This is a genomic window from Pseudomonas benzenivorans (assembly GCF_033547155.1).
GTDB classification, from domain to species: domain Bacteria; phylum Pseudomonadota; class Gammaproteobacteria; order Pseudomonadales; family Pseudomonadaceae; genus Aquipseudomonas; species Aquipseudomonas benzenivorans_B.
Map to the genome: position 1 here is coordinate 3,720,775 of NZ_CP137892.1, position 23,486 is coordinate 3,744,260.

General features: G+C 69.8%; 26 protein-coding genes. 14 read left to right on the plus strand and 12 right to left on the minus strand.

What is annotated here, in order from left to right; translation table 11 throughout:
- The first annotated feature begins 386 nt into the window (after nt 1-386).
- The 4 genes from SBP02_RS17180 (at nt 387) to SBP02_RS17195 (ending at nt 5,139) form a co-directional block, all read left to right on the plus strand.
- Entirely contained in the window at nt 387-2,324 is a 1,938-nt protein-coding gene (locus SBP02_RS17180) for a DNA topoisomerase III (protein ID WP_318643580.1), read from the plus strand.
- Between the two features lie 268 nt (nt 2,325-2,592).
- Complete coding sequence (locus tag SBP02_RS17185; protein ID WP_318643581.1) at nt 2,593-3,228, plus strand: TIGR04211 family SH3 domain-containing protein; 636 nt, start codon at nt 2,593-2,595, stop codon at nt 3,226-3,228.
- 174 nt (nt 3,229-3,402) lie between these two features.
- On the plus strand, nt 3,403-3,801 hold the full coding sequence (locus SBP02_RS17190; RefSeq protein ID WP_318643582.1) for a VOC family protein: 399 nt from the start codon (nt 3,403-3,405) through the stop codon (nt 3,799-3,801).
- An 84-nt stretch (nt 3,802-3,885) separates the two neighbouring features.
- Nucleotides 3,886-5,139, plus strand: a complete 1,254-nt coding sequence (locus SBP02_RS17195; RefSeq protein ID WP_318643583.1) for a TIGR03862 family flavoprotein — start codon at nt 3,886-3,888, stop codon at nt 5,137-5,139.
- 127 nt (nt 5,140-5,266) lie between these two features.
- On the opposite strand, the gene SBP02_RS17200 is transcribed toward SBP02_RS17195, so the two are convergent.
- The 3 genes from SBP02_RS17200 to SBP02_RS17210 all read right to left on the minus strand — a co-directional run bounded on the left by SBP02_RS17200 (nt 5,267) and on the right by SBP02_RS17210 (nt 7,777).
- Nucleotides 5,267-6,616 carry a DEAD/DEAH box helicase gene (locus SBP02_RS17200; protein WP_318643584.1) on the minus strand — a complete coding sequence of 450 codons (1,350 nt, stop codon included), beginning with the start codon at nt 6,614-6,616 and terminating at the stop codon, nt 5,267-5,269.
- A 70-nt stretch (nt 6,617-6,686) separates the two neighbouring features.
- Nucleotides 6,687-7,298 (minus strand): 3'-5' exonuclease, encoded by a 612-nt coding sequence (locus SBP02_RS17205; protein ID WP_318643585.1) that lies wholly within the window; start codon nt 7,296-7,298, stop codon nt 6,687-6,689.
- 2 nt (nt 7,299-7,300) lie between these two features.
- Nucleotides 7,301-7,777 (minus strand): LabA-like NYN domain-containing protein, encoded by a 477-nt coding sequence (locus SBP02_RS17210; RefSeq protein WP_318643586.1) that lies wholly within the window; start codon nt 7,775-7,777, stop codon nt 7,301-7,303.
- A gap of 390 nt (nt 7,778-8,167) precedes the next feature.
- Here SBP02_RS17210 and SBP02_RS17215 point away from each other — a divergent pair, with 390 nt between their 5' ends.
- Nucleotides 8,168-8,830 carry a hypothetical protein gene (locus SBP02_RS17215; RefSeq protein WP_318643587.1) on the plus strand — a complete coding sequence of 221 codons (663 nt, stop codon included), beginning with the start codon at nt 8,168-8,170 and terminating at the stop codon, nt 8,828-8,830.
- 44 nt (nt 8,831-8,874) lie between these two features.
- Nucleotides 8,875-9,327 carry a VOC family protein gene (locus SBP02_RS17220; protein ID WP_318643588.1) on the plus strand — a complete coding sequence of 151 codons (453 nt, stop codon included), beginning with the start codon at nt 8,875-8,877 and terminating at the stop codon, nt 9,325-9,327.
- Nucleotides 9,328-9,353: 26 nt separating this feature from the next.
- Here the strand turns inward: SBP02_RS17220 and SBP02_RS17225 are convergent, their stop codons facing one another.
- Both SBP02_RS17225 and SBP02_RS17230 read right to left on the minus strand, forming a co-directional pair.
- Nucleotides 9,354-10,196, minus strand: coding sequence for an SDR family oxidoreductase (locus SBP02_RS17225; protein WP_318643589.1), 843 nt, complete (start codon nt 10,194-10,196; stop codon nt 9,354-9,356).
- A 45-nt stretch (nt 10,197-10,241) separates the two neighbouring features.
- Complete coding sequence (locus SBP02_RS17230; protein ID WP_318643590.1) at nt 10,242-10,481, minus strand: CDGSH iron-sulfur domain-containing protein; 240 nt, start codon at nt 10,479-10,481, stop codon at nt 10,242-10,244.
- A gap of 153 nt (nt 10,482-10,634) precedes the next feature.
- Here SBP02_RS17230 and SBP02_RS17235 point away from each other — a divergent pair, with 153 nt between their 5' ends.
- A complete protein-coding gene (locus SBP02_RS17235; protein WP_318643591.1) occupies nt 10,635-11,588 on the plus strand; it encodes an endonuclease/exonuclease/phosphatase family protein in 954 nt (317 codons plus the stop codon).
- A 45-nt stretch (nt 11,589-11,633) separates the two neighbouring features.
- On the opposite strand, the gene SBP02_RS17240 is transcribed toward SBP02_RS17235, so the two are convergent.
- The 4 genes from SBP02_RS17240 to hrpB form a co-directional block, all read right to left on the minus strand.
- Entirely contained in the window at nt 11,634-11,975 is a 342-nt protein-coding gene (locus SBP02_RS17240; protein ID WP_318643592.1) for a cupin domain-containing protein, read from the minus strand.
- A 14-nt stretch (nt 11,976-11,989) separates the two neighbouring features.
- On the minus strand, nt 11,990-13,396 hold the full coding sequence (locus tag SBP02_RS17245; RefSeq protein ID WP_318643593.1) for an NAD(P)/FAD-dependent oxidoreductase: 1,407 nt from the start codon (nt 13,394-13,396) through the stop codon (nt 11,990-11,992).
- Nucleotides 13,397-13,454: 58 nt separating this feature from the next.
- Nucleotides 13,455-14,264: a helix-turn-helix transcriptional regulator gene (locus SBP02_RS17250; protein ID WP_318643594.1), complete on the minus strand. Its 810-nt coding sequence runs from the start codon at nt 14,262-14,264 to the stop codon at nt 13,455-13,457.
- A gap of 264 nt (nt 14,265-14,528) precedes the next feature.
- Nucleotides 14,529-17,081, minus strand: a complete 2,553-nt coding sequence (gene hrpB, locus SBP02_RS17255; protein WP_318643595.1) for an ATP-dependent helicase HrpB — start codon at nt 17,079-17,081, stop codon at nt 14,529-14,531.
- A gap of 140 nt (nt 17,082-17,221) precedes the next feature.
- Between hrpB and SBP02_RS17260 the strand changes: the two genes are divergently transcribed.
- From SBP02_RS17260 to SBP02_RS17280, 5 genes are all read left to right on the plus strand, one after another.
- The gene (locus tag SBP02_RS17260) at nt 17,222-17,638 is read left to right on the plus strand and encodes a polyribonucleotide nucleotidyltransferase (RefSeq protein WP_318643596.1); all 417 of its coding nucleotides are present in this window, start codon (nt 17,222-17,224) and stop codon (nt 17,636-17,638) included.
- Nucleotides 17,639-17,716: 78 nt separating this feature from the next.
- Complete coding sequence (locus SBP02_RS17265) at nt 17,717-18,571, plus strand: cation diffusion facilitator family transporter (RefSeq protein WP_318646367.1); 855 nt, start codon at nt 17,717-17,719, stop codon at nt 18,569-18,571.
- 340 nt (nt 18,572-18,911) lie between these two features.
- On the plus strand, nt 18,912-19,391 hold the full coding sequence (locus SBP02_RS17270; RefSeq protein WP_318643597.1) for an Lrp/AsnC family transcriptional regulator: 480 nt from the start codon (nt 18,912-18,914) through the stop codon (nt 19,389-19,391).
- A gap of 89 nt (nt 19,392-19,480) precedes the next feature.
- On the plus strand, nt 19,481-19,696 hold the full coding sequence (locus tag SBP02_RS17275; protein WP_318643598.1) for a DUF2788 domain-containing protein: 216 nt from the start codon (nt 19,481-19,483) through the stop codon (nt 19,694-19,696).
- 73 nt (nt 19,697-19,769) lie between these two features.
- On the plus strand, nt 19,770-20,162 hold the full coding sequence (locus tag SBP02_RS17280; protein ID WP_318643599.1) for a globin: 393 nt from the start codon (nt 19,770-19,772) through the stop codon (nt 20,160-20,162).
- On the opposite strand, the gene SBP02_RS17285 is transcribed toward SBP02_RS17280, so the two are convergent.
- The gene (locus SBP02_RS17285; protein WP_318646368.1) at nt 20,163-20,732 is read right to left on the minus strand and encodes a pseudouridine synthase; all 570 of its coding nucleotides are present in this window, start codon (nt 20,730-20,732) and stop codon (nt 20,163-20,165) included.
- Between the two features lie 180 nt (nt 20,733-20,912).
- Here SBP02_RS17285 and SBP02_RS17290 point away from each other — a divergent pair, with 180 nt between their 5' ends.
- Both SBP02_RS17290 and SBP02_RS17295 read left to right on the plus strand, forming a co-directional pair.
- Nucleotides 20,913-21,086 (plus strand): hypothetical protein, encoded by a 174-nt coding sequence (locus SBP02_RS17290; RefSeq protein ID WP_404824341.1) that lies wholly within the window; start codon nt 20,913-20,915, stop codon nt 21,084-21,086.
- 61 nt (nt 21,087-21,147) lie between these two features.
- A complete protein-coding gene (locus SBP02_RS17295) occupies nt 21,148-21,588 on the plus strand; it encodes a GNAT family N-acetyltransferase (RefSeq protein ID WP_318643600.1) in 441 nt (146 codons plus the stop codon).
- A 13-nt stretch (nt 21,589-21,601) separates the two neighbouring features.
- Here SBP02_RS17295 and amn read toward each other — a convergent pair whose 3' ends face one another.
- Both amn and SBP02_RS17305 read right to left on the minus strand, forming a co-directional pair.
- The gene (amn, locus tag SBP02_RS17300; protein ID WP_318643601.1) at nt 21,602-23,074 is read right to left on the minus strand and encodes an AMP nucleosidase; all 1,473 of its coding nucleotides are present in this window, start codon (nt 23,072-23,074) and stop codon (nt 21,602-21,604) included.
- 72 nt (nt 23,075-23,146) lie between these two features.
- A complete protein-coding gene (locus SBP02_RS17305) occupies nt 23,147-23,476 on the minus strand; it encodes a DUF3703 domain-containing protein (protein WP_318643602.1) in 330 nt (109 codons plus the stop codon).
- Nucleotides 23,477-23,486 lie beyond the last annotated feature (10 nt).

Below are 23,486 nucleotides of genomic sequence, written 5' to 3' on the forward strand. Positions count from 1 at the left end.
AGGCGGGTGACGCACTATGACAAGATAGTCAAAAAAACGCCCACAACCGCGCACCGACGACTGCCGTGGAAGGCCCGTGACTGTCCGCCCCCTGCCGCCGAGCGCGCGACCGTGCTCGGCGGCATCGCCCTGGTCGGCCTGGAACCGCTACCCGGTCAGGGGCTGGAGATGCGCTTCGGCGAGGCGCTGACCAGCAAGTAGCCCGGATAGCCCTGTACTCGAGCACGGCCACAAGCCCCGCCGCGCCCTTTGCTGAACACTCCCCCCGCTGACTCGAGGTGGATGATCCGGCAACACATCAACTGTACATACATACAGATAATTCTTGCCCGAGCGGCGCTTTCTGCCCATGCTAGGCGCCATCGCGACAACCGACGACGGCAGCCATGCGGCTCTTTCTCTGTGAAAAACCCTCCCAGGCCAAGGACATCGCCAAGGTGCTCGGCGCCAGCCGGCGTGGCGATGGCTGCTGGCTCGGCGCCCAGGTGACGGTGACCTGGTGCATCGGCCACCTGCTGGAGACCGCGCCGCCGGATGCCTACGATGTCCGCTACAAGCGCTGGGCCCTCGCCGACCTGCCGATCATCCCGGACCAGTGGAAGATGCTGGTCAAGAGCAAGACCGCCGGCCAGTTCAAGGCGGTCAAGCGCCTGCTCGGCGAGGCAGACGAGTTGGTGATCGCCACCGATGCCGACCGCGAGGGCGAGCTGATCGCCCGCGAACTGGTGGAGCATTGCCGCTACCGCGGGCCGATCCAGCGCCTGTGGCTGTCGGCGCTGGACGACGCCTCGATCCGCAAGGCCCTGGCCGCGCTCAAGCCCGGCGCCGAGACCTTCAGCCTGTACCAGGCGGCCCTCGGGCGCTCGCGCGCCGACTGGCTGATCGGCATGAACATGAGCCGGCTGTTCACCCTGCTCGGCCGCCAGTCCGGTTACCAGGGCGTGCTGCCGGTGGGGCGGGTGCAGACGCCGACCCTGCGCCTGGTGGTGGACCGCGACCGCAGCATCGCCGCCTTCGTGCCGGTGCCCTACTGGGCCATCGAGGTGCAACTGGTCAGCGCCGGCACGACTTTCAGCGCCCAGTGGCGCGCCGCGCCGGACGCCTGCGACGAGCAGGGCCGCTGCCTGAACCCGGCGCTGGCCCGGCAGGCGGCCGATGCCATGACGGCCGCCGCCAGCGCCCGCCTGGAGCGCCTGCGCACCGAACGGATGCGCGAGGTCGCACCGCTGCCGTTCGACCTAGGCACCCTGCAGGAGGTCTGCTCCAAGCGGCTCGGCCTGGGCGCCCAGGAGACCCTGGACATCGCCCAGGCGCTCTACGAGACCCACAAGCTCATCACCTACCCGCGCAGCGATTGCGGCTACCTGCCCCTGAGCCAGCACGGCGAGGCGCCGGCGATCCTCGCGGCCCTGGGCCGCGCCGACCCGGCCCTGGCCGAGCTGATGGCACATATCGATCCACAGCGCCGCTCGCGGGCCTGGAACGACGCCAAGGTCGCCGCCCACCACGGCATCATCCCCACCGTCGCGGCGCTCGCCTCGGCGCGCCTGAGCGGCAAGCAGCGCGCGGTCTACCAACTGATCCGCGCCCGTTACCTGGCGCAGTTCCTCCCCGACCACGCATACGACCGCACCCAGGCCGACTTCGCCTGCGCCGGCCAGGCCCTGCGCGCCGTGGGCAAGCAAATCGTCGAGCCCGGCTGGAAGCGCGCCCTGCCCCAGGCGCTAGCCGTGGCCAAAACCGGCGAAGACACTACCACGCAGACCCTGCCGCCCCTGCGCGAGGGCCAGGCCTGCGCGGTCGCGCAGGTGCACCTGAAGGACCAGCAGACCCAGCCGCCGAAGCCCTTCACCGAGGGCGAGCTGATCAAGGCGATGAAGAACGTGGCCAGGCTGGTGGACGATCCGCGGCTCAAGCAGAAGCTCAAGGACACCACCGGCATCGGCACCGAGGCGACCCGCGCCGGGATCATCCAGGGCCTGCTTGAGCGCGGCTACCTGCGCAAGCAGGGCAAGGCCCTGACCGCCACCCCGGCCGCCTTCAGCCTGATCGACGCGGTGCCCCGGGCCATCGCCGACCCCGGCACCACCGCCATCTGGGAGCAGGCCCTGGACATGGTGCAGAGCGGCGAGATGAGCCTGGACGAGTTCGTCGCCAAGCAGTCGGCCTGGATGAGCAAGCAGGTGCAACGCTGCGCCGGCCTGCACCTGAACATCAGCGGCCCGGCGGCGGCACAGGGCGCGGCGCCCTGGAAGAAGAAACGCCGGCCGGGCAAGCCCAAGGCGGCAACCGGACGCAAGCGGAAGCCGGCCCCAACGAACTGAGCGCGGGCTCCATCCAGCGGTGCTATCGGCATCGACACGGCCCAATGGCATGCCTGCGGCCAAACCGGAGTGAACCCAGGGCCGCGCGAGCGGTCTGTGTGCGGGAGGCCTCAGGGATGATGTGGCGAGCCAACAGCGCTTCGCCCCTCCTTTCGCCCGGCCGCAGCGGGCGCGCCGCCCAGTTGGCGGCACCCCACGCGGGGCAACGTCCCCGCCGTCATCGGCCCGTACCGCGAGGCCTTCATCCCTTTCTCATGTGAAGATCGCCATGTCCCTATCACCTCGACGCTCCACCCGGCTCTCCCGCCTGCCCTGGCTCCTGCTCGCCTTGCTGTTCGGCGGCCAGGCCCAGGCCGCCGGCAATGAGCGCTGGGTCAGCGACAGCCTGCAGACCTATGTGCGAAGCGGCCCGACCGACGGCTACCGCATCGTCGGCACCCTCAAGTCCGGGCAGAAGGTCGAGTTGCTCGCCACCCAGGGCGACTATAGCCGGGTGCGCAGCGAATCCGGCGACAGCGTGTGGATTCCCAGCCGCGACCTGCAGGAGATGCCCGGCCAGGCCGAGCGCCTGCCCCAACTGGAGCAGCAGGTGGCGGAGCTGAGCGAACAGCTCGAGCGCATCGACGACAGCTGGAAGACCCGGGTCCAGGGCATGCAGGAGACCCTGGACGCGCGCAAGGCGCTGATCGACGAGCTGCAGGCCACACGCAAGGCCCTCACCGCCGAGCTGAGCGCGACCCAGTCGGAGCTGCGCAGCACCCAGGCACAGCTGGGCGATGAGAACAACCGCCTGCTGATGCGCTACCTGGTCTATGGCGGCGGCATCGCCGGCGCCGGCCTGCTGCTCGGGCTGATCCTGCCGAGCATGACCCGCCGGCGCAAACGCAACGACCAGTGGTTCTGAGGCGTCTCCCCGGCAATCCAGAAAGGCACGGGCGAAAGCCTTGCCGCTTGCTGCCCGTGGCCAACTCACGCGTAGAGACAAAGGAATGGCTAGATTGTCTTGACCTAGCGCGGAGCGGCCAGGGCCTCCGCTCGCTAGAAGCCCATACTGCAACCGAGTAAGGAGGATTAGTCCATGGAGGGCAGCATGATCTGCGGCACGAGCATTCTGGTTCCGGTCGAGCACGAACTCTTCGCACGGGTGGTCAGTTTCTATGGCACCGACCTGGCGTTGCCAACGCTCGCCTGTGGCGAGTCCAGGCTGGGCAATCCATGGCAGAGCTTCCAGGCCCCAGGCGGCCTGACTATCACCATCCACACGGGCCGCGACGGCCGTTTTCCCTACCCCGAGTTCCGCCCAAGCGGACACGGGATGGCATTCGCGTTCGAGGTGGACAGCGTCGCTCAAGCCCTGGAAAGGCTGCGGGATAAAGGCATCGAACCGCTCAATCGCTGGGACTACGGCGACGGCACCCAGGCCATCTCGATTGCGGACCCCGCCGGCAACCTGTCGGAGTTGTGGGGTAAACCCTGAGTACCGCGGCTCCATTCGGTGGAACCTGCTGCCGCGCCCCTCGGGTAAAATGCCCGCCTCCTTCTCGCCATCCCGACCAGTCCCATGATCAAAGCCCCTGCCCACCCCTCCCGCTCGGCAATCGTCATCGGCGGCGGTCCCGCCGGCCTGATGGCCGCCGAAGTGCTTGCCCAGGCCGGCGTGCGCGTCGACCTGTACGACGCCATGCCCTCGGTGGGCCGCAAGTTCCTCCTGGCCGGGGTCGGCGGCATGAACATCACCCACTCCGAGGCCAAGGCGGCGTTCCTCTCGCGCTACGGCGAGCGTCAGGAGGCGATCGCCCGGCTGCTCGCGGACTTCGACGCCGACGCCCTGTGCCAATGGATTCATGGGCTGGGCATCGACACCTTCGTCGGCACCTCGGGCCGGGTGTTCCCCACCGACATGAAAGCCGCGCCGCTGCTGCGCGCCTGGCTCAAGCGCCTGCGCGAGCTGGGCGTACAGGTCCACACCCGGCATCGCTGGCTGGGCTGGAGCGCGGACGGCGCCCTGCGTCTGGCCACGCCGGGCGGCGAGATAAGCGTGCGGGCCGACGCCACCCTGCTGGCCCTGGGCGGCGGCAGCTGGGCGCGCCTGGGCTCGGATGGCGCCTGGACGGCGCAGCTGCAGGGGCGCGGCATCGAAGTCGCACCGCTGCAGCCGAGCAACTGCGGCTTCGAGGTGACGGGCTGGAGTGCGCTGCTGCGGGAGAAGTTCGCCGGCGCGCCGCTGAAGAACGTCAGTCTGCGCCTGGACGACGAACCGCCGCGCCTGGGCGAGTTCGTGCTTACCGAATCCGGGGTGGAAGGCAGCCTGGTCTATGCCCTGTCGGCCGCCATTCGCCAGCGGATCAACCAGCAGGGCCGCGCCACCGTCCACCTCGACCTGCTGCCGCAGAGCCCGCTGGCCAAGGTGCAGGCGGCGCTGAGCAAGCCCCGCGGCAGTCACTCCATGGCTAAGCACCTGCATCGCCAGGTGGGCATCGACGGGGTCAAGGCCGCGCTGCTGCGCGAGCTGGCGCCGAAAGACTGCTTCGATGAGCCGGCGCGCCTGGCGGCGGCGCTCAAGGCCCTGCCGCTGGCGCTGGTGCGGCCTCGGCCGCTGGATGAGGCGATCAGCAGCGCCGGCGGCGTGCCGTTCGAGGCGCTGGACGCGCGGCTGATGTGCACGCAGCTGCCCGGGCTGTTCTGTGCCGGCGAGATGCTCGACTGGGAGGCGCCGACCGGCGGCTACCTGCTCACCGCCTGCTTCGCCAGCGGCCGCGCCGCCGGCCTGGGCATGCTCGACTGGCTGCAGCACCCTGAACGTAGGATGGGTTGAACGCAGCGATACCCATGCTGCACTGACGCCGCCCAGCGGCGGTGGAGGAGCTCCGGCGCAATGGTGGATTACGGCGCGGCAAGCGTCCGTGCAGATGCCGGAGACAGGCAGCCGCGCCTAACCCACCCTACGGCTTACGCCCGCCGCCCTTGCCCGGCTTGCCGGCGAAACTCGGCACCTTGCGCACCGCCTTGGCCTTGGGCGTGTCGTCTTCCTCAAACCAGTTGCCGAGGTGGATCTTGCCCTTGCCGGCGGCCTTACCCGCGCCGGGTATCAGTTTCTGCTTGGGCTTCTTCGACTTCTTCAGCACCACTCCGCCGGCCTGGGTGACCGGCACGCGGTGGTCGGGGATGAAGTCCGGTTCGTCGATGCGCTGGATCACCTGGTTGATCAGGGTCTCGATGGCCGCCAGGTGCTCCACCTCGTCGGCGCACACCAGCGACACCGCCTGCCCCGTGGCGCCGGCGCGGCCGGTGCGGCCGATGCGGTGCACGTAGTCCTCGGCGACGATCGGCAGGTCGAAGTTGACCACCAGCGGCAGCTCGACAATGTCCAGGCCACGGGCCGCCACGTCGGTGGCCACCAGCACCTGCACCTCGCCCTGCTTGAAGCGTTGCAGGGCGCGCAGGCGGGTCGGCTGCGGCTTGTCGCCGTGGATCGCGTCGGCGGCGATGCCCTCGGCCAGCAGGGCCTGCTCCAGCTCGTCGACGCCCTTGCGGGTCTTGGCGAACACCAGCACCTGGCTCCAGCGTTTTTCCCGATACAGGTGCAGGAACAGCTCGGCCTTGCGCTTCTTGTCCACCGGGATCAGCCACTGCTTGACGCTCTTGGCCGCGGCGTTGCGCGGGCTGACCTCGATGGACAGCGGGTCGCGCAGCAACTCCTTGGCCATGGCGCGGATGGCTTCGGAGAAGGTCGCGGAGAACAGCAGGGTCTGGCGCTTTCTCGGCAGGGCGCAGAACAGCTCGTCCAGCTCGCGGGCGAAGCCCAGGTCGAGCATGCGGTCGGCCTCGTCGAGCACCAGGGTCTGCAGCTGGTTGAACTTCACCGCGTTCTGCCGGTACAGGTCGAGCAGCCGCCCGGGGGTGGCCACCAGCACGTCGAGGCCCTTGCGCAGCTTCATCATCTGCGGGTTGATGCTGACCCCGCCGTACACCGCGTAGCTGCGCAGCGGCAGGTGCTGGCCGTAGGCCTGGAAACTCTGCTGCACCTGCTCGGCCAGCTCGCGGGTCGGCACCAGCACCAGGGCGCGCACCGAGTTGGCCGCCACCACCGGCCCTTCCATCATCAGCCGTTGCAGCAGCGGCAGGGCGAAGCCGGCGGTCTTGCCGGTGCCGGTCTGCGCCGCGGCCATCAGGTCGCGGCCCTTGAGGATCGGCGGGATGGCCTGGGTCTGGACCGGGGACGGGGTCTGGTAGTCGAGGCCCTCGAGGCTGCGCAGCAGCGGCTCGATCAGGCCGAGGGAGGCGAAAGTCATGAGGTATCAACCGGGCGTCGGCGCGCGAATGCAAAGGCGCGCAGTTTAACAGCCCGGCGCCGGCCTGCCGCTAGTTCAGTCGCGCCAGGGCCTGGGGGATCTTCGCCGCCGGCACCTTCTGCAGACGGCACAGCAGCGCGTGGCTGACCTCGCCGACGCCATGGCGCTCGCGCAACAGCGCGGCCATGAAGGTAAGCAGGTTGGCCGCCATCTCGGCATCGGCCAGGGCGCGGTGGGCCTGGCCGGTGTCCGGCAGCCGGGCCCAGCGGTTGAGCACGCCGAGCTTGTGGCTGGGCGCCTGGGGCAGCAACCGCCGCGCCAGCAGCAGCGAGCAGGCGAAGGGCTGCAGGCGCCGGCGACCGACCAGGGCCAGCTCGGCATCCCAGAACTTCTGGTCGAACGCCGCATTGTGCGCCAGCAGCGGCGCGTCGCCGACGAAGTCGGCCACCTCGCGCATCACCTGGGCCGCCGGCGGTGCCTCGCGCAGCATGGCGTTGCTGATGCCGGTGAGCTGCTCGATAAAGGTCGGCACCCGCACGCCGGCGTTCATCAGGCTCTGGTAGCGGGCAACGATGCGCCCGCCCTCGACCAGCACCACGCCGACCTCGGTGGCGCGCGCGCCCTGAACCGGGGTCAGGCCGGTGGTCTCGAAGTCGAGCACGGCGATACGTTCGGCGGGCATGCTCAGTTCCTCAGCAGCAGCGCGCCTTCGATCGGCACGTAGCGGCTGGCGGCGCGCACCAGCGATTGCGCGGTCAGCCCCGGCACGCCGTAGGCCACCGCCTCGACGCCCTGGCTGCGCACCTTGTCCAGCAGCAGGTCGAAGTCGCCGTCGCCGGAGGCCAGCACCACCTGATCGACCCGGGGTGCGGCGTCCAGCACGTCGATGCAGATACCCACATCCCAGTCGCCCTTGGCCGAGCCGTCGCTGCGCTGGATATAGGGCTTGAGCTTCACGCTGAAGCCGAGGTTGCGCAGGATCTGCTGGAACTGCTGCTGCTTGGGGTCGCCGCGGTCGATGGCATAGGCGTAGGCCTCGACGATCTGCCCGTCACGGCCGATATCGGCCCACAGCGCGGCATAGTCGAAATGGCAGCCATAGGCCTGGCGCACGGTGTAATAGAGGTTCTGCACATCGGCGAATACGGCGATCTTCTTCACCCGGGTTCCTCGGCAAGCGGCTGACCAAGGGCAGGCGCTGGGGTTAGAGTCGGGCGCCAGTATGCCCGACTCAGCCCCAAGCGGGTCGATATGCCTCGGCAACAGGCTTCAGCCTCCGCCCCCTCCCCCCGCGGCACAGGGTCTCCACTCGGCGAACTGTGCCGACGCCACCTCGCCCTGGTGTACGACGAGGCCATCCTCGACCACGACCACCTGCTCTGCTCCCTGGCTGCCGGAGCTGCCCCTGGAGCTGGCCAGCACCGGCCTGCCGCGCCTGCTCCCGGGCTGGACAACCCGCTGCTGCACCATCGCGGCGACTGAGCGCAGGGTTTGGAGCCTCCCGCCGCGATCGGCTAGAGTGGCGCCCTGCCCCACAGGACCCCGACCACCATGAATCCCCTGCTCGTCCTGCGCGACGCCTGGTTCTTCTTCAGCCACAACCTGCCGACCATCGCCCGTCTGTGCCTGCCCCTGGTGGTGCTCGAGGCCGTGGTCCAGCTCCAGGTCGGCGCCCGGGTCGGGCTCGACGCGGCGCTGCCCTATCGCCTGCTGATCGGCCTGCTGTTCTACCCGCTGTACACCGCCGCGCTGATCCTCTTCCTCGATGCCCGCAGCCAGGGCCAGTCGCCGCGCCTGCGCGACCTGCTCGCCGCCGGCCTGGGCCTGTGGCCACGCTTCGCCCTGCTGGCCGGCCTCAGCGCGCTGGCGATCATGCTCGGCGCCTCGCTGTTCATCCTTCCGGGGCTGTGGATCATGATCAAGCTGGCCTTCGCCGAATTCCTCCTGGTGCTGCGCGGGTTCTCGCCCCTGCAGGCGCTGCACGAGAGCTTCGAGCTGACCAGCGGCTACTTCTGGCCGATCCTGCTCTGCGTGCTGGGGGTGATGGTGCCGCTGTGGCTGCTCGACTGGCTGCTGCAGCCGGCCAGCGAGGAGGCGGCCGAGCCGCTGCTCGGCCTGCTGCTGTACAGCCTCAACGGCTTCCTGCAACTGTTCGCCACCGTGACGCTGTTCCGCCTGTTCATGCTGCGCGAGGCCTTGCCGGCCGCAGAGTGAAAGCCAGCTAGGCTGTAGGGGCTGACCTGCAAGGAGGAGCCCCCATGGCCGACGTCAACCCCAGCATCCTGTCCCACCTGTCCCTCGGCAGTAACCGCTTCGAGGAAGCCCTGGCCTTCTACGACCAGGTGCTGGCGACCCTGGGTTGCCGGCGCATCCTCGCCCACCCCGGCGCCGTGGCCTATGGCCGCGAACACCCGGAGTTCTGGCTGCAGACGCCCATCGACGGCCAGCCAGCCAGCGTCGGCAACGGCACCCACGTGGGTTTCTTCGCCCCCGACAAGGCCGCGGTGGACGCCTTCCATCGCGCCGCGCTGGCGGCCGGGGGCCGTGACGAAGGTGTCCCGGGGTCCCGCGTCGAATACGGCGAGCCCTACTACGGCTGTTTCGTGCGCGACCTGGACGGCCACAAAATCGAGGCCACCTTCTGGGATACGACCCAGGAGTTCGAGCTGTACAGCGAGCCGGCCGAGGTCATGGACGGAGCGCCCGCCTAGGCGCCCGCCAGCCCCGCGAGGTGCGCCTAGCGTCCCGTGCCCTGGGGCTTGAGGCCCGACAGACGCGGCAACAGCACCCGCTCGAACAGCCGCGGGAAGAACCGCGCGAGCAGCCGCGCACGCCAGTCGACGTTCGACAGGATCAGCAGGCGCTTGCGCTTGAGCGCCCCCAGGTAGATGGCCTCGGCGACATCCTGGGGCGAGGCCACCTTGCCCATCGCTAACGGCGGCTGCGACGCCACCGAGCCGTCGCCGACCAGGGCGTTCTTGCGCAGATCGGTGGCGGTGAACCCCGGGCACACCAGCATCACGTTCACCCCCGAGCCCTTCAGCTCGTAGCGCAGGGTCTCGAACAGGCCGTGCAGGGCATGCTTGCTGGCGTTGTAGGCGCTGCGGTAGAGCAGCGGGGCGAAGCCCGACAGGGAGCTGAGCACTATCACCTGGCCGCCACGGGCCAGCAGGCTGGGCAAGGCCGCCCGGGTGCAGTGCAAGGCGCCGAAGTAGTTGACCGCCATGACCCGCTGGAACACCTCCAGATCGGTCTCGGCGAAGCTGCTGCGGTGGGTGATGCCGGCGTTGTTGATCAGCACGTCGATGCCGCCGAAGCGCTCGATGGCCAGGGCCACGGCCTGCTGCACCGCCTCGGCGTCGGCGACGTCGCAGCGTAGGCCCAAGGCCTCGGCGTTGTGATGGTCGTCCAGATGCTGCACCAGGCTGTCCAGCGCGTCCTGTTGCAGGTCGAGAATCACCAGCCTGGCCCCGGCCTGGGCCAGGCGCACGGCCAGGGCGCGACCGATGCCGGCGCAGCCGCCGGTGATCAGCACCACCTTGCGATCGAATACCTTGTTGGCGAACACCTTACGGTACATACCCTGCCCCCCGGCTTTTGTTGTTCGGCTGACTGCAGGCGCCCACTACAACCGCTTATGGCTGCCATCGCAACAGGGCGGCGTACCGGTACGCTTGCAGCCGCATAAATACAGGGTCTCACTGGTCGCGGCGCGGAACTTCAAGGGAGTCAGGCCGGTGCCCTTGTGGCTGCCGTCGCAGAACGGCTGGTTCGCGCTGCGCCCGCAGCGGCACCAGAAATAGTCCTGGCCGGCGCTGACCTCGACCGCATAGGGACCGCGTTGGGCGATCAGAGCTTCACTCATGCCTGCTTCCTCGTGCGCGAATCGACTGCACCGCCACGGCGACGGGCAGTATCGCCCTCGCAACCGGCGCAGCCAGTGGTCGGCGCCGGAGTGCAACTCCGGTATGCTCGCGTCCTTCCAGCATAGTTCAAGGCCCTGTGGCCACGCCCGCCCATGACCCTGCCGCGCCCCCTGCGCCTCGCCCTGCTCGGCCTGGCGTCCGTCCTCGCCCTGCTGTGTGCCCTGGCCTACGGCCTGACCTGGCACCCGGCCGAACGGGCAGCGGCCACGGCCGGCTGCAGCGCCCCGGCACCGGTATTGCAACCGGGCCAGGCCTTGAAGGTGCTGACCTGGAACCTCCGCCACCTGGGCGGCGACGCCGCTGGGGGCCTGGCCCCCAGCCTGGACGAGCTGGCACGGGTGCTGCGCGAGGAACACCCGGACGTCGTGCTGTTGCAGGGGCTGCACGACGGCGCCCAGACCCGCGACCGGCAGGACCCACTGGCGCTGCTGCAGGCACGCCTGGACGAACGCTACCCCTGCAGCAGCCAGGCCTTCTACTGGAAGGCGCCCTTGACGCTCCAGCCGCCGCGCCTGGGCCGCATCGGCCTGAAGCTCGCCACCCTCAGCCGCTACCACATCGAATCCGCCGAGCGCGTGCAGCTGCCGCGCCGCCCGGGCAACCCGCTGCTGCAGGCCTTCGCCGCCCGGCCCGCGCTGCTGGTCAGCTACCTGCCCATGCGCGGGGGCGGCCGGCTGGCGGCGATCAATACCCAGCTGGATGCCTTCGCCCCGGGGGATGACACCCAGCGCCGCCAGCTGGCCGCGACCCAGCGCCTGCTCGCGCCGCTGCAGGATGCCGGCGCGCTCTGGCTGCTCGGCGGCGACTTCAACCGGACGCCGCCCGGCCAGGAAGCGCGCCGGCCGCGTGCCGATGACGGCGCATTGCGCCGGTGGGCCGAGCACTACTCGATGATTTCCAGCCCGGAACAGACGGGCAGCCTCGAGCGCCTCGTGCACAGTCCGCGCCTGACCCGTCTCGATGCCCAGGCGTCGCACCTCGACGCCGAGGCGCTGTCCGGCCAGCGACCGCTGCTCGCCCGCCTGCTGCTGCCGGCCCTGGACTAGGTGTGATCTCCCGATAGGCGGGGGATGTGCAGGGGCCGGTGCCGATCAATCGATCAGCACGAAGGTCTTGCGCACGCTTTCCTGGATATCCCACACGCCGGTGCTGTTGGCCGGCAGCATCAGCGCGTCGCCGGCACGGATCTCGATGGGCTCGCCGCCGTCCGGGGTGAAGGTGCAGCGGCCGGCGACGAAGTGGCAGAACTCCTGCTGCACGATCTGCCGCCGCCAGCGCCCCGGGCTGCATTCCCAGACGCCGGTCTCGACGCCATCGGCGCGCTCGACGCTGTGGCTGCGGGTCGCCGCCAGCGGTTCGCCGAGCGGCACGGCCACCGGGGTCGCGTCGCCCAGCGCCTGCGTGGCGGTGTTCTTGAAGTGGGTGATAGTCATCGGCTGCTCCGCGTTCATTGCATGAAATTTTCCATCAGGCCGGCCAAACGCTGCGCCAGGCGGCGGCGCCAGGGCGCGCTGTCGAGGTCGGCCAACACCCGGTCTTCGTGGACGAAGCTGCGGATGATGGCGTTGTAGCCGAGCCAGCGGCAGGGCTCCGGCTCCCAGCCGGGCAGGCTGGCAATGGGCGAGTCGGCCTGCACCCAGGGCTGACGGGTCAGCTCGTTGTCCTCGCCGAGGATCAGCGCCGCCAGCGTGCGACCGCCCAGGTTGCTGGCGCCGACGCCCTCGCCGCCGTAGCCACCGGACAGGGCAATGCGACTGCGCGTATCGCGCAACATGTGCGGGCGGAAGCGGCGCGCCATGCCCAGGTTGCCGCCCCAGGCATGGCTCAGGCGCGCGTCGCGCAGCTGCGGGAACAGCTCGCCGAACAGGTTGCGGCGCAATGCGCGTTCGTCCTCGGTGAGGTTGAAGTCGGTGCGCAGACGGCCGCCGAAGCGGTAACCACCGCGGGCACCGAACACCAGACGATCATCGGCGCTGCGCCGGCCGTAGGTGACCTGGCGGCTGGCCTCGCTGAAGGCCTGGCCACGCGCCAGGCCGATCTCGGCCCAGACCTCCGCCGGCAGCGGCTCGGTGGCGACCATCAGGCTCTGCACGGGGAGCTGATGACGGCCCAGCGGCGGCAGCTCGGCGGCGTAGCCCTCCACGGCCGGCACCAGCCAATCGGCGCGCACGCTGCCGCCGGCGGTGCGCAGCAGCCCGGGTTGCCAGTCGAGCACCCGGCTCTGCTCGTAGAGTTCGACGCCCATGCCCTCCACGCAGCGCGCCAGCCCCCGCGCCAGCTTGGCCGGCTGGAGGGTCGCGCAGTGCGGGCTGTAGAGCGCGCCGTAGGCATTGGCGATGCGCAGCTGCTGGCCCAGTTCGGCAGGTTCCAACCAGCGGTAGTCGGCCTCGTCCAGGCCCAGCTCGCGCAGCTCCTGCAAGTGGCGGCGCAGCGCAGTCTGCTGCTCGGGATAGCGCGCGGCGCAGTAGAGCACGCCGCCCTTGCGCAGGTCGCAGGCGATGCCCTCACGCTCGGTGACCCGCGCCACCTCGTCGGGGATGCCGTGCAGCAGATCGGCAGTCGCGCGCCGCGCGGCGGGCGACAAGGCGGCCAGCATGCGGTCTTCGCCCAGCAGGCCACCCATCAGCCAGCCGCCGTTGCGCCCGGAGGCGCCGAAGCCGGCGATCTCGGCTTCGAGCACCACGATGCGCAGCTGCGGCGCCTGGCGCTTGAGGTAGTAGGCCGTCCACAGCCCGGTATAGCCGGCGCCGACTATGGCCACATCGGCCTGCAGCTCGGTCTGCAGGCTCGATCGCGGCGCCAGCGGCTCGTCGAGCTGGTCCATCCACAGGCTGATGTCGCGCCAATCGTTCATCGCAGTCTCCACCAATCGATCCATGGACGCAGATTAGAGAGACGGCTCGGGCCTTGTCTTACGTGCGGGCCCGCGTGGAAATCTTCTGCAGATAGGCCCTGGGCGTCATGCCCATGCGCTCGCGAAAACACTTGTAGAAGGCCGACAGCGAGTTGAAGCCGGCGGCGAAGGCCAGCTCGTCGATGCGCCCGGGATCGCCGCCGGCCTGCAGGCCGTCGAGCAGGTACTGCAGGCGCGCCTGATTGACGTAGCGGTAGAAGCTCTGCCCCAGCACCTGGTTGAGCAGGTGGGAGATCTGGTTGCGGCTGTAACCGGTGGCGGCGGCCACCCGCTGCAGGTCCAGCTCCGGGTCGAGGAAGGCCTGGTGGCGCTGGAAGTAATCCTGCAGGTCCTGGGCCAGCACGCTCAGCTGGCGGGCGGACAGGCCCAGGCGACTGGTGGCCGGGCGCGAGCCGCCGCCCGCGCCGCTCGGGCGTGCCTCGTGCACCAGGGTGGCGTACTCGTTGACCCGCCAGATCAGCCCGTCGCACACCGTAATCGCCTCGCCGGTTCGGAAGCACGCCAGCCCGCCGCTGCCCTGCAGGGCGAAGCGGTACTGAAGGAAGGCGGTGTGGCCGTCGATGCGGATGCGGTCGACATGCTCCAGCAGCTCGCCGGGGCCCCGCGGCAGGTTGCTGGCCACATACTCACGCAACTCGCCCAGACGCATGCTGCGCTGCTGGAAGAAGTCGTTGTACTCGATGTCCGGGTGATAGAGCGCCAGCACCGCCTCCAGGTCGCGCTGCTTCCAGCCGAGGTGATAACGCCGGATGGTCGCGCGGGTGCGCTCGCTCTGCGCGGCGTCGTCGGGGAAGTCGCTGTCGTGCATGGGGAAGACCGGGTGGCGGGAGGTTTCCAGCTTGCCGCAGCGGCCCGCCAGGCTCAATGGCGGGCTGGGCAACAGACGCGGAGCGCGTCATCCGCAACCCGGCTGTCACACCTCAACGCAGGTCAGAGATCGAGCACCAGGCGGTTGCCGCGCGCGCGGGACACGCAGATCGGCAGGCTGCACTGTGCCGCCTTCTCTGGGCGCTGAGGAGCTGGTCGCTGCCTTGATGGTCCCTGGGTGCGCAATAGCCCGGCGGTCTACCCCTCAGGTGCCCCTGGGCTTGGCCCGTGCGGTGGGCTCGGCGATCAGCGGGTCGTCCGGCCAGTAGTGCTTGGGGTAGCGACCCTTGAGGTCCTTCTTCACCTCGGCATAGGTGTTGGCCCAGAAGCTGGCCAGGTCCTGGGTCACCTGCACCGGGCGCCGCGCCGGCGACAGCAGGTGCAGTTTGACCGGCTGGCGACCGCCGGCCAGGCGCGGCGTCTCGGCCAGGCCGAACAGCTCCTGCAGGCGTACCGCCAGCACCGGTGGCCGCTCGCCGTAGTCGATGGCGATGCGCGAGCCGGACGGCACCTGCAGGGCGCGCGGCGCCAGCTCGTCGAGGCGTTGCGGCAGCGGCCAGGGCAGCAGGCCATGGAGGATGCCGGCCAGCTCCAGGTTGGCGAAGTGACTGAGGCGAGTGACCTTGCCCAGGTAGGGCTGCAGCCAGTCTTCCAGACTGTCCAGCAGCGCCGCGTCGGACAGGTCCGGCCAGTCGCTCTGGCCCTTGGCGGCCAGGTCGAGCTCACGCAACAGCCGCACCCGCGCCTGCCACTGGCGCAGCTCCGGGGTCCAGGGCAACAGCGCCAGCCCCTTGCGCCGCACCAGGCCGAGCAGGGCGCGGCTGCGCTGGGCTTCGTCCAGATCGCTCAGGGGCTCGCGGCTGAGCACCAGCTCGCCGACCCGGCGCTGACGCTCGGCGCGCAGCACGCCTTCGCGCTCGTCCCAGTCCAGCACCTCGATTTCACCGACCTGCTCGGCCAGGACCGAATCGAACAGCGCCGGTTCGAGGTCGGCGGCCAGGTAGATGCGCTCCTCGCGCTGGCCCTGGCGGCTGCCCAGGTCGGCCAGCACCAGCCACTCGTGTTTCATCAGCGCATCCGGCTCGCCGAACTGCGCGGCGCGGCCGTTGGCCAGGCGGTACTCGCCCCCTCCGTCGCGCCGCTGGCGGGCGACGCGGTCGGGATAGGCGAAGGCCAGCAGCGCGCCGAGCCAGCGCGGATGTTCCGGGTCGGCCACCGCCTCGCTCGGCTGACCACGCAGGTAAGGACGGAACTGCCGGGCCAGCTGGCGCACCCGCTGCACCCCGCCTTGGCCGGCACTCCGGTGGGCGCCGCGCGCGGCCTTGCTCTCACCCGCCAGCAGGGCCAGGCGGCTGTGCAGGTCGGCACCCGCCCCACCGCGCAGGATGTCGCGCTCGCCGAGCAAGGCGGCGAGATCGCAGGCCAGTGCACCGAGGCCGAGGGCCTGGCCACGCAGCAGCAGATGGGCGATGCGCGGGTGGCTCGGCAGCTCGGCCATGGCCTGACCGTGAGTCGTCAGCGCGCCGCGCCCGTCCAGGGCACCGAGGCGGCTCAGCAGATCCCGGGCCTGGGCGTAGGCGGCCGGCGGCGGCGGATCGAGCCAGACCAGCTCATCCGGAGCAACGCCCCAGCGCGCCAGCTGCAGGGCCAGGCCGGCCAGGTCGGCCTGGAGGATTTCCGCCGCCGAGTAGCTGGCCAGCTGCTCGTGCTGGGCCTGGGACCACAGGCGGTAGCACACGCCCGGCTGCAGGCGCCCGGCGCGGCCGGCGCGCTGGGTGGCCGAGGCGCGGGAGATGCGCTGGGTGTCCAGGCGGGTCATGCCGCTGCCCGGGTCGAAGCGCGGTACCCGCGCCAGGCCGGCATCCACCACCACCCGCACGCCGTCGATGGTCAGGCTGGTCTCGGCGATATTGGTGGCCAGCACCACCTTGCGCGTGCCGGGCGGCGCCGGCTCGATGGCCGCGCGCTGGGCGCCCAGCTCCAACTCGCCGTGCAGCGGGCACAGGCGGATGTCGTCGCGCCCCTCCAGGGCCTCGGCCAGCTGCTGGTTGACCCGGCGAATCTCCGCCTGCCCGGGGAGGAATACCAGCAGGCTGCCCGGCTCGTCGGCGAGCGCCTGCAGCACGGTCTGGGTGACCCTCTGCTCGATCCGCTCGCCCGGCTGGGAGGGCGCGCCCCAGCGCATCTCCACCGGGTACATGCGCCCCTCGCTGCGCAGCACCGGCGCCTCGTCGAGCAACGCCGCCAGGCGCTCGCCCTCCAGGGTCGCCGACATCAGCAGCAGTTTCAGCGGTGGTTCGCCGCTGTCCGCCCCGCGCAGCATGCCGCGGCCGTTGAGGCACAGGGCCAGGGCCAGGTCGGCGTCGAGGCTGCGCTCGTGGAATTCGTCGAAGATCACCAGGCCGACGCCCTCCAGGGCCGGGTCTTCCTGCAGGCGGCGGGTGAGAATGCCCTCGGTGACCACTTCGATGCGCGTCCTGGGGCCGACCTTACTGTCCAGGCGGATGCGGTAACCGACGGTCTCGCCGACCCGCTCGCCCAGCTCGCTGGCCAGGCGCTCGGCGGCGGCGCGGGCCGCCAGTCGACGCGGCTCGAGCATGAGGATGCGCTGGCCGGCCAGCCAGGGTTCGTGCAGCAAGGCCAGCGGCACGCGGGTGGTCTTGCCGGCGCCCGGCGGCGCCTCCAGCACCGCCTCGTGGCGGCCGGCGAGGGCCTGGCGCAGGTCGTCCAGCAGGGCGTCGATAGGCAGGGCAGTCATGGGCACTCCGGGTCAAGGCGGCGATTATAACGGCGAACCGCGCGCCTGCCCGCAGGGTCCAAGCGGCAACGGCAAGCGTCGCAGCGGTATTGCCACAAGCGGCTTGCTATAGTTGCGCCACCCTCATAAGGAGATGCTCGATGCCCCTGCACACCCGCATTGTCGGCGGCGTTCTCGCCGTCACCCTGTTCACCCAACTGAGCGCCTGCGGCACCCTGTTCTTCCCCGATCGCCGCGGCCAGATCGAAGGCAAGGTCGACCCGGTGGTGGTAGCCATGGACGCCATCGGCATCCTGTTCTACGTCATCCCCGGGCTGATCGCCTTCGGCATCGACTTCGCCACCGGCGCCATCTACCTGCCGAACGGCCAGTACTCCATGGCCCCGGACACCCTCAAGCAGGCGGTGGACGCCGAAGGTCGCATCGACAACGCCAAGCTCAAGGCGCTGATCGAGCGGCACACCGGCCACAGCCTGCCGCTGGACGACCCACGGCTGATCCGCCACAGCGGCAGCGTCGAGCAACTGGCCGCCTTCGGCCTGGCCCCGGCGGCCTAAGATGCGCGGCCGCCCGGCGCAGCGCCAGCCCGTCGGGGCGTCTGAGCCGTGAAGCTGACGGCGCACCAGGCGCGCCTGATGCGCCTGGCCACCGCCGCGGCGCTGGCCACGGCGCTGACCCTGGCCCTGGCCAAGGCCATCGCCTGGTGGCTGAGCGGCTCGGTCAGCCTGCTCGCCGGGCTCACCGACTCGCTGCTCGACGGCGCCGCCTCGCTGCTCAACCTGCTGGCCGTGCATTACGCCCTGCGCCCGGCGGACGAGGATCACCGCTACGGCCACGGCAAGGCCGAGGCCCTGGCCGGCCTCGGCCAGGCGTTGTTCATCGCCGCCAGCTCGGTGCTGGTGGCGGTGCAGGGCGTCGAACGCCTGCTCGAACCGCGACCGCTGACGGCCGAGGCCCTGGGCATCGCGGTGATGCTGCTGTCGCTGGCGCTGACCTTCGTCCTGCTGCTGTTCCAGCGTCACGTGGTGCGCCAGACCGGCTCCACCGCGATCCACGCCGACTCCCTGCACTACCGTTCGGACCTGCTGCTCAACGGCAGCATCCTCCTGGCCCTGGTCCTGGCCAGCCTCGGCTGGCCGCAGGTCGATGCGCTGTTCGCCATCGGCATCGCCGGCTACATCCTGTGGAGCGCCATCAGCATCGTCCGCGAGGCGGTGGCGGTGCTGATGGACCAGGAGCTGTCGCCGGAGATCAGCGAGCAGATGCACGCCCTGGCCTGCGGCGTGCCGGGGGTGCTCGGCGCCCACGACCTGCGCACGCGCATCTCCGGCACCCACTGGTTCGTCCAGCTGCATCTGGAGCTGCCCGGCGAGATCAGCCTGGCCCAGGCCCACGCCCTGTGCGTGCGGGTGGAGGCGGCCATCCGCCGCGAGTTCCCCCGCGCCGAGGTGCTGGTGCACGCCGACCCGACCGAGGTGGTCGAGCACTGACGGCCGGCGCATGCCTGCGACAGGCAAGAAAAAGGGGAGGCCTCGCGGCCTCCCCTCTGTAATGGTGTCCTGTACTGACGATGATGTCGCCGCTTTCGTCGCCCGCCTGGTTGGGCAGTGCGGACCCGGGTGCCGTGGCGGCCCGGTAGGGCCGGCGGCGCCGGCGCACCTGATTGGGCGTGCCGGGTGGACGAGTCGTCCGGGCCGTGAAACTGAGGTAAAGATTAAGGCAACGGCCGCGACAGAGGATTGCTAAGATTGCTCAATAGAGCATGCCTTGCGCAATTTTTAACTAGCCAGGCATGATTTGAAGCAATCCAAAAAGAAAAGCCGCGAAAACATGAACAGACTCGACCGCTACGACCTGAACATCCTCGCCGAATTGCAGCGCGACGCCACCCTGTCCAACCAGGACCTGGCCGAGCGCATCGGCCTGTCGCCCTCGCCCTGCTCGCGGCGGGTCAAGCAGCTGCAGGACGACGGCTATATCCAGGGCCAGGTGGCCCTGCTGGACCGCAAGCGCCTCGGCCTGACCCTCACCGCCTACGTGCTGATCGGCATGGACCGGCACACCCCGGAGCGCTTCGAGCACTTCCAGGAGTCGATCCGCCAGTGCCCGGAGGTGCTGGAGTGCTGCCTGGTCACCGGCATGGACGCCGACTACCAGCTCAAGGTGGTGGTACCGGACATGGACCACTACCAGAAATTCCTCCTCGGCACCCTGACCCGCATCGACGGGGTGTCCAGCGTGCGCTCGAGTTTCGTCCTGCAGCAGATCCTTTCCAGCACCCAGTTGCCGCTGCAGCACCTGCGTAGCTGAGGCGTTGCAGCTCGGTTAGTACCTGGCGGGCCGGGTGCGTATAATCGCCGCCCGTTGCGTATTCACCGCTATTGTCCGCAGAGGTCGCCATGGAAACCGAACAGTTCGAATCGCTGATGATGTATGTGCTGGTCAGCGGTCTGATGATTTTCATGGCCTTCATCATCTGGGACCTGGCGAAGAAATCCAAAGCGGGCCGGCTCGGCACCGCCATCCTGTTCCTCACCCTCGGCCTGTGCCTGTTCGCCTTTGCCGCCAAACCGGTGATCACCTACATCATCGAAGTCGCCCGCGGCATCGGCTGAGCGTCTCGCCGCCCCACACGCCCTAGGCCGCCTCGGTCCCGAGCGCGGCATCTTGCGTTTTTCAGGAGATTCTATGAACGCCGCCGACCGCGTGATGCAGAGCTATGGACGCTGCTGCGCAAGCCCGGACTTTTTCGACAGTTTCTACCGCCATTTTCTCGCGAGCTCACCGCAGATCCGCGAGAAGTTCGCCAATACCGACATGACCGGGCAGAAACAGTTGCTGCGCCAAGGCATCCTCAACCTGGTGATGCATGCCCGTGGCATGCCCGACACCAAACTGCGCGCACTGGGTGCCAGCCATTCACGCGCGGGCCTGGATATCCGCCCGGAGCTCTATGAGCTGTGGCAGGACGCCCTGCTGCTGACCATCGGCGAGCATGATGCGCAGTGCTGCGGCGAAACCCGCCAAGCCTGGCGCGAGGTGCTGGGCAAGGGCATCGCCATCATCAAGGCGGGCTACTGATCAATCGAGCCGGGCCGGCACCTCACGCCACTGCCCAGGCTCCAACCCCTCCAGACGCCACGGGCCGATCGCCACGCGCACCAGGCGCAGGGTCGGCAGGCCCACCGCCGCGGTCATGCGCCGCACCTGGCGGTTGCGCCCCTCGCGAATCACCAACTCCAGCCAGGCGGTCGGCACGCTCTTGCGAAAGCGCACCGGCGGGTTGCGCGGCCACAGCTGCGGCTCGTCCAGCCGCCGCGCCTCGGCCGGCAGGGTCGGGCCATCGTTGAGCTGAACCCCGTCGCGCAGGGCCTGCAGCTGCTCGGCCGTCGGCTCGCCTTCCACCTGCACCCAGTAGGTCTTGGCCAGCTTGTGCCTGGGGTCGGCGATGCGCGCCTGCAGCCGGCCGTCGTTGGTCAGCAGCAATAAGCCTTCGCTGTCGCGGTCCAGGCGCCCGGCCGGATAGACCCCGGGGACCGCGACGAAGTCCTTGAGGGTGGCGCGGCCCTGCTCGTCGTGGAACTGGGTCAACACGTCGAACGGCTTGTTCAGCAGAATCAGCCGCGGCTCGCTCGGCGGCGCCTTGGCCACGCGACGCGCAGCAGGCTGGCCGGACGGACGGCGATGGACGGCGGAACGGGGCGGGCGCGACATGGGGCTTCCACAGGCGATGAACGGGAGGCGCAGTGTAACCGACGGCTCTGCCCCATCATCACCGGCAGTGATCCAAGCGTCGGCTCCACGGCGTTCGGCCCGTTGCCGGAGTTGGACGTGAAACCCACCGAGCGGGTCGACGTGGCCGGCATCGGCGGTCTCGGCCACCGGCCCCTGCGCCTCCTCAACGCCTGGGGCTGCGACATCACCGCCCTCACCTCCTCGCCGAGCACGCAGGACGAGACCAAGCGCCTCGGTGCGCACCGGGTGGTGCTGGACGCCAGCCGATGACAACCGGATCGGATAAACGGCATGATCCGCCCCCTCATCCAGGCCACAGACGATTCACGCCATGAACGACCCGATCGAGTCCCCCGGCGCCGCCGACCTGCCCCGCCTGCTCGAGGTCTGGGAAGCAGCGGTACGCGCCACTCATGACTTCCTCGACGAGCAGGATATCCAGCTGCTCAAGCCGCTCCTGCTCGATCAGTACTTCCCTCAGGTACGGCTCAGCTGCATACGCGGCGGGGACGACAGGGTGGCAGGCTTTCTCGGCTATGCCGATGGCAAGGTGGAGATGCTGTTCGTCGACCCGCTCGTCCACGGCACAGGCATCGGCCGGCGCCTGCTCGGCGACGCCATCGAACGCCTGGGCGCGACCCGGGTGGATGTCAACGAGCAGAACCCCAAGGCCCTGGGCTTCTATCTCAGCCAGGGCTTCGAGATCGAGCGCCGCTCACCGCTGGATGACGGTGGGCGGCCCTTCCCGATACTCCATCTGCGCCTGAGCTGACGCCGGCCTGCCCCTAGCGGAACGGCGGCTCGTCGAAGCTGCGCAGCTTGCGCGAGTGCAACGAGTTGAGCTGGCCGCGCAGCAGGTCCAGCGCGGCGATGCCGATATGCAGGTGCTGGGTCACCGCCCGCTCGTAGAAGGCCCCGGCCGCTCCCGGCAACTTGAGCTCGCTGTGCAGCGGCTTGTCCGAAACGCACAGCAGGGTGCCGTAGGGCACCCGCAGGCGGTAACCCTGGGCGGCCACCGTGCCGCTTTCCATGTCCACCGCCACCGCCCGCGACAAGTTGATCAGCGGTCGCTCCTGGGCCCAGCGCAGCTCCCAGTTGCGGTCGTCGTAGGTCAGCACGGTGCCGGTGCGCAGGCGCTTCTTCAGCTCGTCGCCCTGCTCGCCGGTGACCTGCCGGGCCGCCTCCTGCAGCGCCTGCTGCACCTCGGCCAGGGCCGGCAGCGGAATGTTCGGCGGCAGCACCCGGTCGAGGATGCCGTCGCGGCGCATGTAGGCATGGGCCAGCACGTAGTCGCCGATGGTCTGCGACTGGCGCAGGCCGCCGCAGTGGCCGATCATCAGCCAGCAGTGCGGGCGCAGCACCGCCAGATGGTCGGTGATGTTCTTGGCGTTGGACGGGCCGACGCCGATGTTGACCAGGGTGATGCCGTCGCCGTCGGCCGCCTGCAGGTGGTAGGCCGGCATCTGGTAGCGGTGCCAGACCACCGTCTCGATGATCGCCTGCATCTCGCCCTCGGCCATGCCGCGCTCGATCACCACGTTGCCCGGCAGCACCATGCGCACGAAGCGCGACTCGCCCACCAGCATGTCCAGGCCGTGACGGATGAACTGGTCGACGTAGCGGTGGTAGTTGGTCAGCAGTATCCACGGCTGCACGTGGCGCCAGTCGCTGCCGGTGTAATGCACCAGGCGGCGCAGGGAGAAATCGGTGCGCGCGGCATCGAACAGCGCCAGCGGTAGCGGCTCGATGTTCTCCCAGTCATACAGGCCGTCGGCGGTGCCGTCGCTGGCGGCCGACAGGTCGGTGCTGGGGAACACCCGCGCCAGCTCGGCGGCGGTCACCCCGCTGCCGGCCAGCTCGTCGCCCTGCTCGACCACATAGGGATAGGGGATGTTCTGCTGGCTGGTGCCCACCTCCACCCGCACGGTGAAGTCCTGCATCAGCGGGCGCAGCTGCTCCAGCAGGTATTTGCGGAAGGCCGCCGGGTGGGTCACGGTGACGCTGTAGGTGCCGGGCACCTGCACCTTGGCGTAGGCGCGCACGGTGGCCGGCACCTCGCCCTGGCCCTGATAGGTCAGGCGCAACTGCGGGTAGCGGAACTGCCGATGCTGCTCGGCGTCCGGCTTGATGCGTTCCTTGAGATAGCCCTTGAGCGCCCGGCTCAGGGCGCCGGTGGCGTGCTCGTGCAGGGCGGCGAGACGATCGACCGCCTCCTCTGCGGTATGGGCGACGACGAAGTCTTCGGAACTGCTGCTCACGGCTAAGCTTCCTGGCTGAACTCAGGCCCCTATCTTGCCCGCATCGACGCGCCTTGGCATAGCGCGGCGTGCTCAGCGCAGCAACGCCTCCAGGTCCTCCGGCAGCGGCTGCGACGTCAGGGCGCCGACCCGCCGGGTGCCGGGGTTGCCCAGGGGATAGAGGCCGAACAGCGACCCCAGGCTGCCGGGCAGGCGCAGCAGTTGCGCGACGAGCTCGGCCCAGTCGCGCTGGCGCCAGGCCCAGCCCAGCAGCCACAGGTGGCTGCGCAGATGATCAACGAAGGCCGGCTGGGCGAGGATATGGGCGCGCTCCAGGTGCCGCAGTTCACCACGGACATCGCCGGCCGCCCGTTGCCGGCGGGCCAGTCGGTACTCGTCGAGGAAGGCTTGCTGACGGGTCATGACGCGCTCT